Origin of the sequence: Candidatus Kosakonia sp. 282A-S69 (assembly GCF_029433855.1) — a bacterium.
GTDB lineage: Bacteria > Pseudomonadota > Gammaproteobacteria > Enterobacterales > Enterobacteriaceae > Kosakonia > Kosakonia cowanii_A.
Genome location: NZ_JAROAU010000001.1, coordinates 680,814 through 693,673, shown reverse-complemented (window position 1 = coordinate 693,673; position 12,860 = coordinate 680,814). Strand labels below are relative to the sequence as shown.

At 60.3% G+C, this 12,860-nt stretch carries 12 protein-coding genes; 6 read left to right on the top strand and 6 right to left on the bottom strand.

Features of this window, described 5'->3' with window-relative positions:
- Positions 1-65: 65 nt before the first annotated feature.
- Positions 66-905: a MurR/RpiR family transcriptional regulator gene (locus tag PU683_RS02995; RefSeq protein ID WP_277170034.1), complete on the bottom strand. Its 840-nt coding sequence runs from the start codon at positions 903-905 to the stop codon at positions 66-68.
- A gap of 115 nt (positions 906-1,020) precedes the next feature.
- On the opposite strand from PU683_RS02995, the gene PU683_RS02990 reads away from it, so the two are divergent.
- The 4 genes from PU683_RS02990 to hpxZ are packed head-to-tail and all read left to right on the top strand — an operon-like array spanning position 1,021 to position 4,555.
- A complete protein-coding gene (locus PU683_RS02990; RefSeq protein ID WP_277170033.1) occupies positions 1,021-2,604 on the top strand; it encodes a gamma-glutamyltransferase family protein in 1,584 nt (527 codons plus the stop codon).
- Positions 2,605-2,610: 6 nt separating this feature from the next.
- The gene (hpxX, locus tag PU683_RS02985) at positions 2,611-2,802 is read left to right on the top strand and encodes an oxalurate catabolism protein HpxX (protein WP_277170032.1); all 192 of its coding nucleotides are present in this window, start codon (positions 2,611-2,613) and stop codon (positions 2,800-2,802) included.
- Positions 2,799-4,175, top strand: a complete 1,377-nt coding sequence (locus PU683_RS02980; protein WP_277170031.1) for an AtzE family amidohydrolase — start codon at positions 2,799-2,801, stop codon at positions 4,173-4,175. The genes hpxX and PU683_RS02980 overlap by 4 nt, the downstream gene beginning before the upstream one ends.
- Complete coding sequence (gene hpxZ / locus PU683_RS02975) at positions 4,172-4,555, top strand: oxalurate catabolism protein HpxZ (protein WP_277170030.1); 384 nt, start codon at positions 4,172-4,174, stop codon at positions 4,553-4,555. The genes PU683_RS02980 and hpxZ overlap by 4 nt, the downstream gene beginning before the upstream one ends.
- 457 nt (positions 4,556-5,012) lie before the next feature.
- Here the strand turns inward: hpxZ and cysH are convergent, their stop codons facing one another.
- The 3 genes from cysH to cysJ all read right to left on the bottom strand — a co-directional run bounded on the left by cysH (position 5,013) and on the right by cysJ (position 9,364).
- Positions 5,013-5,747, bottom strand: a complete 735-nt coding sequence (gene cysH / locus PU683_RS02970; RefSeq protein ID WP_277170029.1) for a phosphoadenosine phosphosulfate reductase — start codon at positions 5,745-5,747, stop codon at positions 5,013-5,015.
- A gap of 96 nt (positions 5,748-5,843) precedes the next feature.
- On the bottom strand, positions 5,844-7,556 hold the full coding sequence (gene cysI / locus PU683_RS02965; protein ID WP_277170028.1) for an assimilatory sulfite reductase (NADPH) hemoprotein subunit: 1,713 nt from the start codon (positions 7,554-7,556) through the stop codon (positions 5,844-5,846).
- Positions 7,556-9,364 carry an NADPH-dependent assimilatory sulfite reductase flavoprotein subunit gene (gene cysJ, locus PU683_RS02960; protein WP_277170027.1) on the bottom strand — a complete coding sequence of 603 codons (1,809 nt, stop codon included), beginning with the start codon at positions 9,362-9,364 and terminating at the stop codon, positions 7,556-7,558. The genes cysI and cysJ overlap by 1 nt, the downstream gene beginning before the upstream one ends.
- Before the next feature lie 304 nt (positions 9,365-9,668).
- Between cysJ and queD the strand changes: the two genes are divergently transcribed.
- Positions 9,669-10,028: a 6-carboxytetrahydropterin synthase QueD gene (gene queD, locus PU683_RS02955; RefSeq protein ID WP_023479478.1), complete on the top strand. Its 360-nt coding sequence runs from the start codon at positions 9,669-9,671 to the stop codon at positions 10,026-10,028.
- A gap of 45 nt (positions 10,029-10,073) precedes the next feature.
- Here the strand turns inward: queD and queE are convergent, their stop codons facing one another.
- Positions 10,074-10,745: a 7-carboxy-7-deazaguanine synthase QueE gene (gene queE / locus PU683_RS02950; RefSeq protein WP_187801424.1), complete on the bottom strand. Its 672-nt coding sequence runs from the start codon at positions 10,743-10,745 to the stop codon at positions 10,074-10,076.
- A gap of 184 nt (positions 10,746-10,929) precedes the next feature.
- Here queE and PU683_RS02945 point away from each other — a divergent pair, with 184 nt between their 5' ends.
- Entirely contained in the window at positions 10,930-11,874 is a 945-nt protein-coding gene (locus tag PU683_RS02945) for a TPM domain-containing protein (protein ID WP_277170026.1), read from the top strand.
- Here the strand turns inward: PU683_RS02945 and PU683_RS02940 are convergent.
- Positions 11,860-12,549: an N-acetylmannosamine-6-phosphate 2-epimerase gene (locus PU683_RS02940; protein WP_277170025.1), complete on the bottom strand. Its 690-nt coding sequence runs from the start codon at positions 12,547-12,549 to the stop codon at positions 11,860-11,862. The genes PU683_RS02945 and PU683_RS02940 overlap by 15 nt on opposite strands.
- Between the last annotated feature and the right edge of the window lie 311 nt (positions 12,550-12,860).

The following is a 12,860-nucleotide window of genomic DNA, read 5'->3' as shown; positions in this document are numbered from 1 at the left end:
AAACGGGGGCACAGCGTGCCCCGCGAGGTGTCATCAGCGTGGTGCGAAAGCACCAAAAAAGTGCATCAGCGCGGCTCGAGTTCGTCGAGATCCTGGTAGAGCGCGGCAATAGTATGGATGCGCTGGCGCCCTTCGCTCAGCGTGGTGTGCAGCAGCGCGTTGGCGAGGAGGTTGACCAGGCTCATGGCGCTACTGTAGCTGTCGAACGCCGACACGCTCTCCAGCGGCAGGCCAATATGCCAGCGGCTAACGGCGTGCAGGCCGCTGGCCTGCGCTTCGCTCAGCACCAGCACCGGCACGCCACGCGCCTGCAGCGTCTCCAGCAGCGGGCGCACGCCGCGCGGACGGCGGCGAAACGCCACCATCACCACCATATCCTGCGCGGTGAGATCGACAATCTCCTCCGCCAGCGTCTGCCCCGGCTGCGGCATCACCGCCACTTGCCCCCGGCTTTGCAGTAACTGCTGGCGCAGATGCAGCGCCACCGGCGCACTGTTGCGAAAGCCAATAATCACTATCCGCCGGGCAGCGCTCAGGGCGGCGATAACGGCAGCAAACTGCTCAGCATCAAGGCTGTTGATCCACTGCGTCAGGTTCGCCATCTCCTGCTTATAGTGGCGCGCCAGCAGCGTGTTGCCCTGCACCGCCTCGCGGCTTTCCGCCAGCGGCATCCCGCTCTGGCGCAGGGTGCGCAGCTCATCGCGCATCGCTTTGAAGTTGTCATAACCGAGCCGGCGAAACAGGCGGCTGACTGTCGCTTTTGACACGCCGCTTAAGCGTGCAAGCTCCGCGCTGTTGTAGCTTACCAGGTCATCGAAATGATCGAGAATAAAGGCGGCCACCCGCTGCTCCTGCGGCGAGAGGTGGTCGTAACACGCGCGTAAGCGCATATCGAGCTGCTGCATAACGCCTCCTGCAACTTTTGTTTCAGCTAAAGCTGACACAGTGAAACGTATCGCGTCAATCTGGAACAGCTCTTGCTTAGCACTCAGCACTACCCGCAAAAAAGGAAGCGTGACGATGCAGAGTAATATGGCCCCCTCCGGTATGGCGGTAACGCCCCACCATCTTGCCAGCGAGTCGGCGCTCTCGGTGCTGCGCCACGGCGGCGACGCGATTGAAGCGATGGTGGCGGCGGCGGCCACCATTGCGGTGGTCTACCCGCATATGAACGGCATCGGCGGCGACGGCTTCTGGCTGATCGTGCCGCCGAACGGCGAACCGCTGGCGATCGATGCCAGCGGCGCGGCAGGTCAGCACGCGACCACCGCCTTTTATGACGGTCACGCGCATATTCCCCATCGCGGCCCGCTGGCAGCGTTAACCGTGCCCGGTACGCTGAGCGGCTGGGAGGAGGCGCTGGCGGTCTCCGCCTCGCTCGGCGGCGGGCAGCTTCCGCTTTCGCGTCTGCTGGCGGATGCCATTCGCTACGCCGCCGACGGTATTCCTGTTACCCAGTCGCAGGCCAGCGCTACCCAGGCGAAATACGCTGAACTGGTTGATGTGCCGGGTTTTGCCGACACGTTCTTACCCCAGGGGAGTGCGCCTGCGGCAGGAAGCCGCTTTTGCCAGCCGAAACTGGCGCGCACCCTAACCCGGCTCGCCACCGAAGGGCTGGACACTTTTTATCGCGGCTCGCTGGCTACGATTATCGCCGCTGAAATGGCGACCCTCGGCCTGCCAGTCACCGCGCAGGATCTCGCCACTCATCGCGCCCAGCGCCGCGTGCCGCTGCGGCTCGCGCACAGCCAGGGTGAGGTGTTTAACATGACGCCGCCGACCCAGGGGCTGGTGTCGCTGGCGATCCTCGGCATTACCGATCATCTGGCGATGGAACACGCCAGCGAAGTGCAGACCATCCACCGGATTGTCGAAGCGACCAAAAAAGCCTTTGGCCTGCGCGACCGCTATATCACCGATCCGCGCCATGTCACGCTGCCGGTGCAGAGTCTGCTGGAGCAGGCACCGCTGGAGCAGCTCGCCGCCAGCATTGATGAGCAGCACGCCGCGCCGTGGGGGCCGGGCAAAGGGCCGGGCGATACAGTGTGGATGGGCGTGGTGGATAAAAACGGGCTGGCGGTGTCGTTTATTCAGAGCATCTATCACGAGTTTGGCAGCGGCGTAGTGCTACCGGAGAGCGGCGTGCTGCTGCAAAACCGCGGCGCGGCCTTCAGCCTCGACCCGGAGCATCTGCTGGCGCTGATGCCTGGCAAGCAGCCGTTCCACACCTTAAATCCGGCGGCGGCGCGGCTTAACGATGGCCGCACCATGGTCTACGGCACGATGGGCGGCGACGGGCAGCCGCAGACCCAGGCGGCGATCTTTACCCGCCATGTCATACAGGGAATGGGGCTGCAGGAGGCGGTCTGCGCCCCGCGCTGGCTGCTGGGGCGCACCTGGGGGCAGAGCTCCGACAGCCTGAAGCTGGAGAGCCGCTTTAGCGAGGAGACGGCGCAGGCGCTGCGCGCCATCGGCCATGAGGTGGAGTGGCTGCCCGGCTTAAGCGAAGCGACCGGCCATGCCGGTGCGATTGTGCGCCATGCCAACGGCATGCTGGAGGGCGCGTTTGATCCGCGCAGCAACGGCAGCGCGGCAGGTTTTTAAGGAGCGATGATGAACAACGACGCAGTGGACTGGCCGGCGTGGGTCCGGCTGATGGAGCAGATACTTGACGTGCCGCTTGATGACGCGCGCCGCGCAGAGCTTGAGGTGCAGCTGGCGCGTATCGCTGCGATGGCGCAGCCGTTAATGCAGTTTCCCCTGCCCCCGCGTCAGGAAGGGGCGGGAGAGTACCGCTTATGAATCTGTCGATTGAGGATATTCAGCGCGGGCTGCGCGAGAAGTGGTTCAGCGCCCATGAACTGGCGCAGCAAACTTTATCGCGCATCGATCAGCTTAACCCGGGCATTAACGCCTTTACTGAAGTCACCGCTGCGCGCTTTATTGCTGAGGCGGCGCAGATTGATCGCCGCATCGCGCAGGGCGAGATGCTGCCGCCGCTGGCGGGTGTGCCGTTTGCGGTGAAAAACCTGTTTGATATTGCGGGCGTGACGACGCTGGCTGGCGCAGAGTTGTTAAGCCAGGATCCACCCGCCGAGCAGGATGCTTTTGCCCTGCGTCAGCTCTATCGCGCCGGGGGGCTGTTGGCCGGAGCGCTCAATATGGACGCCTATGCCTATGGCTTCACCACCGAGAACAGCCACTACGGCGCGACGCGCAATCCGCGCGACCGCACGCGCGTCGCGGGCGGCTCGTCCGGCGGTTCGGCGGCGGCGGTCGCGGCAGGCATGGTCAATTTCGCCCTCGGCACCGATACCAACGGCTCGATTCGCGTGCCCGCCTCACTCTGCGGCGTGAATGGCCTGAAGCCGACCTTCGGGCGTTTATCGCGCAGCGGCAGCCACCCTTTTGTGCCGAGCCTCGATCATATCGGCCCGCTGGCGCGCACCGTCGACGATCTGACGCGGGTCTATGACGCATTGCAGGGGCACGATCCTGACGATCGCGCCCAGGCGGATCGCCCGGCCGAGGCGGCGCTCACGCAGCTTACCCGTGACAATCCGCTACGCTGCGCGGTGCTGGAGGGGTTCTTCACCACCTGGTGCGATAACGATGCCCGTAACGCCCTAAGCCAGGTGGCGCACGCGCTGGCAGCGGATCGCGCGATCACGCTGCCGCAGGCGGAGCTGGCCCGTTCGGCGGCCTTTGTGCTGACCGCCGCCGAAGGGGGGAGTGCATATCTCCCTGCCCTGCGCACCTCAGCGGATAAGTTTGAGCCGAACTCGCGCGAGCGCCTGCTGGCGGGGGCCATGACGCCCTCCGCGTGGTATACGCAGGCGCAGCGCTTCCGGGCCTGGTTTCGTGATGAGACGCTGGCGCTGTTTAAGGATGTCGATCTGCTGCTGGCACCCGCCACGCCCTGCAGCGCCACACACATCGGGGATGCGACGATGCGCATTAACGGCTGCGACCTGCCGGTCAAAGCAAGCATGGGGATGCTGACGCAGCCGATCTCATTTCTCGGCCTGCCGGTGGTGACCGTGGCGCTGAAGAGCGAGCACGGGCTGCCGATCGGCGTACAGATTATTGGCGCACCGTGGCAGGAGGCGCGCTGTTTACAGGCGGCATGGCGGCTGGAGCAGGCCGGGCTTCTTTATCCGCAGGAGGGGGCATGAATCGGGACAATATTGACCGTCCGCTGATCCTCAACGAGGTGACAGCGGCGTTTTATCGCTATGAGCAGGCGTTAATCAGTAATGATGTGGCGGTGCTGGATGAGCTCTTCTGGGATGACGGGCGTACGGTGCGCTACGGGGCGACAGAGAACCTTTATGGCATGCCGGCAATCCGCGATTTTCGCCAGGCGCGTCCGTCGGCAGGTTTAGAAAGAGTGTTGCGCAATACCACCATCACCACCTTCGGCGATGAGATGGCGGTGGCGAGCACCGAGTTTACCCGCGAAAACAGCGAGCACATCGGCCGCCAGATGCAGACGTGGGTGAAGTTCCCGTTCGGTTGGCGGATTGTCGCTGCTCATGTGAGTGTGATGCAGTAGGCCGGTGCAGCCTGTTTGCCGGATGGCGGCTTCGCCTTATCCGGCCTACAAAAACAGCGCCCGCAGTACGTAGGCCGGATAAGCGTCAGCGCCATCCGGCAGTGTGATGTCGTAAGCCGGTGCGGTCTGTTTGCCGGATGGCGGCTGCGCCTTATCCGGCAAACAAAAACAGTGCCCGCAGTACGTAGGCCGGATAAGCGTCAGCGCCATCCGGCAGTGTGATGTCGTAGCCGGTGCGGCCTGTTTGCCGGATGGCGGCTGCGCCTTATCCGGCCTACAAAAACAGTGCCCGCAGTACGTAGGCCGGATAAGCGCTAGCGCCATCCGGCAGTGTGAAGCCGTAAGCCGGTGCGGCCTGTTTGCCGGATGGCGGCTACGCCTCATCCGGCCTACAAAAACAGCGCCCGCAGTACGTAGGCCGGATAAGCGTCAGCGTCATCCGGCAACGGCTGAAGAGTTACCCTTCGTGCAGCCCGCATTCGCGTTTCAGGCCAAAGAAGCGCGTCTCCTCCTCCGCCATGCCGGGCTCCCATTTGCGGGTAGTGTGGGTGTCGCCCACCGACAGATAGCCCTGATCCCACAGCGGATGGTACTTAAGCCCCTGCTTTTGCAGATACTGGTACACCGTGCGGTTATCCCAGTCGATGATTGGCAGCACCTTGAAGACGCCGCGCTGAATGCCCAGCACCGGCAACGCCGCGCGGCTCCCGGATTGCTCGCGGCGCAGCCCGGCAAACCAGGTTTGCGCGTTGAGATCTGCCAGCGCCCGGTTCATTGGCTCGACTTTGTTGATCTGGTTGTACTTCTCAATCCCTTCCACGCCCTGCTCCCACAGCTTGCCGTAGCGCGCTTCCTGCCAGGCCGGGCTTTGCTCAGCGCGATAGACCTTGAGGTTTAAGTTGAGCTTCTCCGTCAGCTCATCAATAAACTGGTAGGTCTCCGGGAAGAGATAGCCGGTATCGGTCAGGATCACCGGAATATTGGGGCAGACCTGGTTGACCAGGTGCAGGCTAACCGCCGCCTGAATGCCAAAGCTGGATGAGAGCACATACTCACCCGGCAGGTTCTCCAGCGCCCACGCCACGCGCGCTTCGGCGGTGAAGGTTTCAAGCCGGGCGTTGGTGTCGGCCAGCTGCTGGTCGCGCTCCTCTTTCGCCAGCGCGTTAAGCGCGTTCAGATCGAGTATGGACATAGGTTCCTCACAGTGTTGGCGGTGTTTGATACCGCAGGGCGCAATGCAGTGCCGGATGGCGGCGTCGCCTGCTCCGGCCTACAAAACACTTGTCGCTTATTCCCAAAAATCGCGCGCCGGATCTAATACCGGGCGGATAATGCCGCTGCGCACGGTGAAATCACCGAAGCCTTCACCCGCTTCGCGCTCCTGCGCCCAGCGACCGACAAGGGTATCGATCTCGCCCAGGATCTCCGGCTCAGTGATGTTTTCGCGATACATACGCGGAATGCGCGTGCCGCTGCGGTTGCCGCCGAGATGCAGGTTGTAGCGACCCGGCGCTTTACCCACCAGACCAATCTCCGCCAGCATCGCGCGGCCACAGCCGTTCGGGCAACCGGTGACGCGCAGTACGATATGCTCGTCGCCGACGCCATGTTTCTCCATTAGCCCTTCCACTTTGTCGACGAAGGAAGGGAGGAAACGCTCCGCTTCCGCCATCGCCAGCGGGCAGGTCGGGAAGGAGACGCAGGCCATTGAGTTTTCGCGCTGCGGCGTTACCGCGTCCATCAGACCGTGGCTGCGCGCCAGCTGCTCGATGGCCGCTTTCTGGCTCTCCGGCACGCTGGCGATAATCAGGTTCTGGTTGGCGGTGATGCGGAACTCGCCCTGGTGGATCTTCGCAATCTCCAGCAGCCCGGTTTTCAGCGGGCGTCCCGGATAATCGAGGATGCGGCCGTTTTCAATAAACAGTGTCAGGTGCCAGTTGTTGTCGATCCCTTTAACCCAGCCGATGCGATCGCCGCGACCGGTAAACTCATACGGGCGGATCGGCTCAAATTTGATCCCCGCGCGGCGTTCCACTTCCGCTTTGAAGGTCTCAACGCCGACGCGCTCCAGGGTGTATTTCGTTTTGGCATTTTTACGATCGGTACGGTTGCCCCAGTCGCGCTGGGTGGTGACCACCGCTTCCGCCACTGCCAGCGTATGCTCCAGCGGCAGATAGCCAAATTCGCTCGCCGTGCGGGCGTAGGTTTTCTTGTTACCGTGCTCAATAGAGAGCCCGCCGCCGACCAGCAGGTTAAAGCCGACCAGCTTGCCGTTCTCAGCAATCGCGACAAAGTTCATGTCGTTAGCGTGCAGATCGATATCGTTCTGCGGCGGGATCACGACCGTCGTTTTGAACTTACGCGGCAGATAGGTCTGGCCGAGGATCGGCTCTTCATCGGTGGTGGCGACCTTCTCCTGATCGAGCCAGATCTCCGCATAGGCGCGGGTGCGCGGCAGCAGGTGCTCGGAGATCTTCTTCGCCCACTCATACGCTTCGGCGTGCAGTTGCGATTCGAACGGGTTCGAGGTGCAAAGCACGTTACGGTTCATGTCGTTGGCGGTCGCCAGCGCATCAAGACCGACGGAGTGCAGCATCTGGTGCACCGGCTTCACGTTCTTCTTCAGGATGCCGTGAAACTGGAAGGTCTGGCGGTTGGTCAGACGGATACTGCCGTAAATGGTGTTGTCATGGGCGAACTTATCGATCGCCTGCCACTGTTGAGTGGTGATAACGCCGCCCGGCAGGCGGCAGCGCAGCAGCATGGCGTGGCGCGGTTCGAGTTTTTGCTCGGCGCGCTCGGCGCGAATGTCGCGGTCATCCTGCTGGTACATGCCGTGAAAACGGATCAGCAGGAAGTTGTCGCCGGTGAAGCCGCCGGTCAGACCATTATTTAAATCTTCGGCGATGGTGCCGCGCAGATAGTTACTCTCAAGCTTCATGCGCTCGGCATCGGCCAGTTTGCCTTCGACCACCAGAGGGCCGGGATGTTTTTCGCTCATTAGTAGACATCTCGCTGATAACGGCGCTCAACGCGCAGCTCACTTAAAAATTCATCCGCCGCTTCGGTATCCATGCCACCGAATTCGGCAATCACGTCCAGTAAGGCCTGCTCAACGTCTTTCGCCATGCGATTGGCGTCGCCGCAGACATAAATGTGGGCACCCTCATTGATCCAGCGCCACAGCTCTGCGCCCTGTTCGCGCAGTTTGTCTTGTACGTATATTTTCTCTTTTTGATCCCGCGACCAGGCGAGATCGATACGGCTCAGTACGCCCTCTTTCACATAGCGCTGCCACTCCACCTGGTAGAGGAAATCCTCGGTAAAGTGCGGGTTGCCAAAGAAGAGCCAGTTTTTGCCCGGCGCCTCATCGGCGGCGCGCTGCTGCATAAAGGCGCGGAACGGCGCGATGCCGGTGCCAGGGCCTATCATAATGACCGGTGTTTCCGGGTTAGCCGGCAGGCGGAAGTGGTCGTTATGCTCAATAAAGACGCGCACTTCCCCCTCCTCTTCTACGCGATCGGCGAGGAAGCTTGAGGCACCACCGGCACGCGGACGGCCTTCAATTTCATACCGCACCACGCCCACGGTGACATGCACTTCGCTCTCGACTTCCGCCTGCGCAGAGGCGATGGAGTAGAGGCGCGGCGTCAGCGGGCGCAGCAGGCCAATCAGCGCATCGGCGTCCAGCTGCGCCGGGGAGAAGCGCACCATATCGACAATCGGCGTGGTCGCGGCGTAGTGCTGCAACTGCGCTTTATCGCCCACCAGCGGCAGCAGCGATTCGCTGCGTGTCAGGGTGGCGTAGTTCTCGACGATATTGGCAGTGTTAACGGTGAGTTCGAAATGCCACTGCAGGGCTTCGGCAAGCGGCAGGGTTTTACCCTCTACCATTACCGGCTCGTCGCCCTTCAGCCACAGCAGCTCCACCAGTTCTTTGACCAGCGCCGGATCGTTCTGATACCAGACGCCAAGCGCATCGCCAGGCTGGTAGCGCAGGCCGGAGTCGCCGAGATCGATTTCGATATGGCGGACATCTTTTTCCGAGTTACGCCCGGTAATTTTTTGGTTAACGGAGAGCGTGGCGGCAAGCGGCGCCTCTTTGGTGTAGGGGCTGGAGGTGACTTCATTCACCGCGCCGCTGGCGCTGGCCGCGGTTTGCGCAGGCGTGGCGACCGGAGCGCGGGCCTTCAGCACCTCGACAACGCGCGCGCGCCATTCAGAGGCGGCGGCCTGGTACTCAACGTCGGCATCGACGCGATCGAGCAGGCGCTCGGCACCCAGCTCTGCCAGCTTGCTGTCGAAATCTTTCCCTGCCTGGCAGAAGAACTCATAGGAGCTGTCGCCAAGGCCAAAGACCGCAAAGGCGGTATCGGTAAATTTCGGCGCTTTTTTCGAAAACAGGAACTTATGCAGTGCTACCGCTTCTTCCGGCGCATCCCCCTCACCCTGCGTCGAGGCGACTATCACCAGCAGTTTCTCCTGGGCGATCTGTTTGAATTTGTAGTCGCCCGCGTTCACCAGATTGACGCTCAGTTTCGCCGCCAGCAGATCGTCGCGCAGCGCTTCAGCAACGCGGCGCGCGTTGCCGGTCTGCGAGGCGGAGATCAGGGTAATAGAAGGGGTTTCGGCGACGGGTGCGGCAGTGGCAACGGCGGCTGCGCCGGGCTGCTGATTGAGCACGCCCCAGAAATAGCCGGAAACCCAGGCGAGCTGGGCAGGAGTCAAATCGGTGGTGGCCGCCTGGAGGCGCGCCAGTTGCTCCGGGTTTAACGGGAGCAACGCGGAAGATGGGGCCTGGGTCGTCATGCGTCGTTATGTTCCAGTAGCAAAGCTGTTTTTATGTTTTGAAAAACAGAAGAGAAAGTAAGGTTAACGGGGGCGATAATAACAATTAAAGAAAGGTTGGAAATAATAAATAACCAAAAGGACTAACCTGTTTTAGCTATCACCCTTAACAGTAAAACAGGTTGAATAAGTCGTTGAAATTTAGCGATAAATTAAGTGAGTGGATAAACCGTCGCGCGGCTAATCGTTTTTAGCGGTTTTAGTTAATGCTAAAAAAGGTCATTTCCGCTACCATTCGGCGGTTTTTGTAGCCTGAGAGTGCATTATGTCGACCACCTTGTTTAAAGATTTCACCTTTGAAGCCGCGCACCACCTGCCCCATGTTCCTGAGGGACATAAGTGCGGTCGCCTGCATGGCCACTCCTTTATGGTGCGCCTGGAGATCACCGGCGAGGTGGACCCTTATACCGGCTGGATTATGGATTTCGCCGAGCTGAAAGCGGCGTTCAAACCCCTCTACGACAGACTGGATCACTACTATCTCAATGAGATCCCGGGGCTGGAAAACCCGACCAGCGAAGTGCTGGCGAAATGGATCTGGGATCAGATGAAGCCGGTTGTGCCGCTGCTGAGCGCGGTGATGGTGAAAGAGACCTGCACCGCCGGATGCGTCTACCGCGGCTGATCGTCTGCGTAAAACAACAAACCCGCCGCTGGCGGGTCTGTTTTTTCAGGCGATGTTGAGATATTTGTGCGTCTGCATCGACAGCCGCCAGTTGCGCGCAATGCAGGTTTCAATACAGAGGCGCGTGGCGTCCTCTTTCTGGCTGATCGGTTGCAGGGCAATGACCCGCTGCTTCTGATCGTGCAGCTGCGCCAGCAGCTCATCCAGCGCTTCGATATCGCGCATGCGCCCGACCGGGTGCTTGATCTCATCGGCGCGCTCCAGCGCCTGTTGCAGCACATCATACCCGCCGCGCATATTCACCTTCGGCGAAACCGTCACCCAGGTGGAGTGGGAGGTGCGCACTTCGTGGGTGCCGCTGGTTTCGATCTGGCAGCTAAAGCCGTGCTTCTCAAGCAGCGCGGTGAGCGGAATAAGATCGTGAATGCAGGGTTCGCCGCCGGTGATCACCACATGGCGCGCCGTCCAGCCCTGGCGCTCAATAATGGCAAGCAGATCTTCACTGCTGGCTGCGCCCCATTTGTCGCTCTCTTTGGTCTTGGCAAGAATGCTGTAGAGCGACACCTCCCGATCCGCGAGCTTATCCCAGGTGTGTTTGGTGTCGCACCAGGCGCAACCAACCGGGCATCCCTGTAAACGAATAAAAATGGCGGGAACGCCGGTGAAGTAACCCTCGCCTTGCAGGGTCTGGAACATCTCGTTAATCGGGTACTGCATGCTGGCTCTTTATTGAAGTGAAAAAAGGGATTATTGCAGATAACCCGCCGCCGATCATGTGCCATTTGCGCTTTGGCGTAACATCTCCGGCGGGTAGTACGCCATTTATGGCGAATTGTCAGCGGGTAAACAGTGCCGCTATGATGTGGCCAATCTCCCCCTGGCCCTGCAAGGAAGTTGCGTTATGGCGCGCGTAGTCACCTTATTGCTGCTGCTGGTGGGCGCGACGTTTCAGGCCCACGCGCTCCCGGTTCCGTCGATGTTCGGCTTCGTCAACGATCCGCAGGATCTGATCCCTGCCCGCGAGGAGTCATCGCTTATCAGCGAGGTTTCGCAGATTAACCGGCGAACCGGCGCACAGGTCGCCGTGCTGGTGTTGCCCTCCCTTGAGGGAGAGAACCTTGAAACGTTTGCCACGCAAACCTTTAATACCTGGCGACTAGGTGATGCACAGCGCAATGATGGCGTGTTGATCCTTGTGGCGTGGCAGGATCGCCGGGTGCGCGTGGAAGTCGGACGCGGTCTTGAAACCACCATCACTGATGCGCTGGCAAGCCAGGTGATCAAAGAGCAGATGCTGCCCTACTTCAGGGAGGGCGATCTGCTCTCCGGCCTGCGTCACGGGCTGACGGGCATAGATGCGCTGCTAAGCGGGGAGCCGCTGCCGTCGCCCGCCTCCGCTTCGTGGGCATGGGTGCGCGGCAAGCTGGTCAATTTCTCTTACTGGCAAGGGGTGCCCTTTCTCGCTGTCGGCCTCTTTTTACTGATCATCAAGCGCAGAAAAAAAACGGTGCTGGTGCTCTTTTTTGGCTCAGCTTTCTTACTTACCCCAGCGCTGGCAATTACCTCTGAATTCGCCTCCTGGGTGCGACCTTTTGTCTGGCTCAGCTTCTCTATCCCGCTCTTAATCATCTTTGCGGGATTATTCATCTTGTGGCTCTACCCGCAGCGCCTGCTTGCAGGAAACGGGAGCGGGATGCGTGATGACAGCACCACCTGGACCTCGACCTCCACCAGCCACCTTCACCACCATTCGGGCGGCGATAGCGGTAGCCACAGTAGCAGTGACAGTTCAAGCTCCGGCGACGGTGGATCCAGCGATGGCGGCGGCTCCTCAGACAGCTGGTGAGTTGAGGGCATCGCAAAAACGGCGCGTGATCTGCTGCGGACGTGTAATTGCCCCGCCCACCACCACCGCATGCGCACCGAGCGCCAGGCAGCGCGCCGCGCGCGCGGGGGTGTCAACATTCCCTTCAGCAATCACCGGAATGGTGACTGCCGCCAGCACCATTTTGAGTAGCGCGAAGTCCTCCTCCGGCAGCATATGCCCCTTTGTCTGCGCCGTATAACCATACAGCGTGGTACCGACGCAGTCGAAACCCAGCGCTTCTGCTATTACTGCCTCTTCAACGCTGGCGATATCCGCCATCAGCAGTAGCGCGGGCCAGCGGGCGCGGATCCCGGCGACCAGTTGCGCGAGCGTTTTTCCGCCGGGGCGCGGGCGCTGCGTCGCATCAAGCGCAATCATCTCTGGTGCGGCGGCCATTAACTCATCGACTTCGCGCAGCGTAGGCGTGATAAACACTTCGCTATCGGGATAGTCACGCTTTAAAAGTCCAATCACCGGCAGCGCGACCTGCTGCCTGATGGCCTGAATATCGACCACGCTATTCGCCCGAATTGCCGACGCGCCACCCTCTGCGGCTGCCAGCGCCATCTTCGCCATAATAAACGGGCTGTGTAGCGGCTCATTTTCCAGCGCCTGGCATGAGACTACCAGCTTGCCTTTGATGTGCTCTAACATCTGTCGGCCTCCCTCTGACTTTTTAATGATATCTTTAGTATTGTCGTTAAAAGCGAAAGTGCCTGCCCGCAATTAGCGCATGCGAATCGTCTAATATGATTTTTAAAGGGGAAAAAGGATGTAACCGGAGATTATTTATTTTACATTTTGAATTGTTTTACACTTTTATTTCACGCGCACAAAAACCAATTAATTAACATAAAAATCAAAGAGATAAATAATTTAATTATTTTGTCCGGATTTTTTACCCGGCTTCGCTGTCCTATAAAAATCCCCCGCAACACTTTCCTTAAATTAAGCTTAATTTTCGC

Bases quoted from the DNA above. Each gene is read 5' to 3' on its own strand.
- queD (WP_023479478.1), top strand. From the start codon at position 9,669: ATGTCGACCACCTTGTTTAAAGATTTCACCTTTGAAGCCGCGCACCAC.
- PU683_RS02980 (WP_277170031.1), top strand. From the start codon at position 2,799: ATGAATCTGTCGATTGAGGATATTCAGCGCGGGCTGCGCGAGAAGTGG.
- PU683_RS02940 (WP_277170025.1), bottom strand. From the start codon at position 12,549: ATGTTAGAGCACATCAAAGGCAAGCTGGTAGTCTCATGCCAGGCGCTG.
- queE (WP_187801424.1), bottom strand. From the start codon at position 10,745: ATGCAGTACCCGATTAACGAGATGTTCCAGACCCTGCAAGGCGAGGGT.
- PU683_RS02995 (WP_277170034.1), bottom strand. From the start codon at position 905: ATGCAGCAGCTCGATATGCGCTTACGCGCGTGTTACGACCACCTCTCG.
- PU683_RS02945 (WP_277170026.1), top strand. From the start codon at position 10,930: ATGGCGCGCGTAGTCACCTTATTGCTGCTGCTGGTGGGCGCGACGTTT.
- hpxZ (WP_277170030.1), top strand. From the start codon at position 4,172: ATGAATCGGGACAATATTGACCGTCCGCTGATCCTCAACGAGGTGACA.
- hpxX (WP_277170032.1), top strand. From the start codon at position 2,611: ATGATGAACAACGACGCAGTGGACTGGCCGGCGTGGGTCCGGCTGATG.
- cysI (WP_277170028.1), bottom strand. From the start codon at position 7,556: ATGAGCGAAAAACATCCCGGCCCTCTGGTGGTCGAAGGCAAACTGGCC.
- cysH (WP_277170029.1), bottom strand. From the start codon at position 5,747: ATGTCCATACTCGATCTGAACGCGCTTAACGCGCTGGCGAAAGAGGAG.
- PU683_RS02990 (WP_277170033.1), top strand. From the start codon at position 1,021: ATGCAGAGTAATATGGCCCCCTCCGGTATGGCGGTAACGCCCCACCAT.
- cysJ (WP_277170027.1), bottom strand. From the start codon at position 9,364: ATGACGACCCAGGCCCCATCTTCCGCGTTGCTCCCGTTAAACCCGGAG.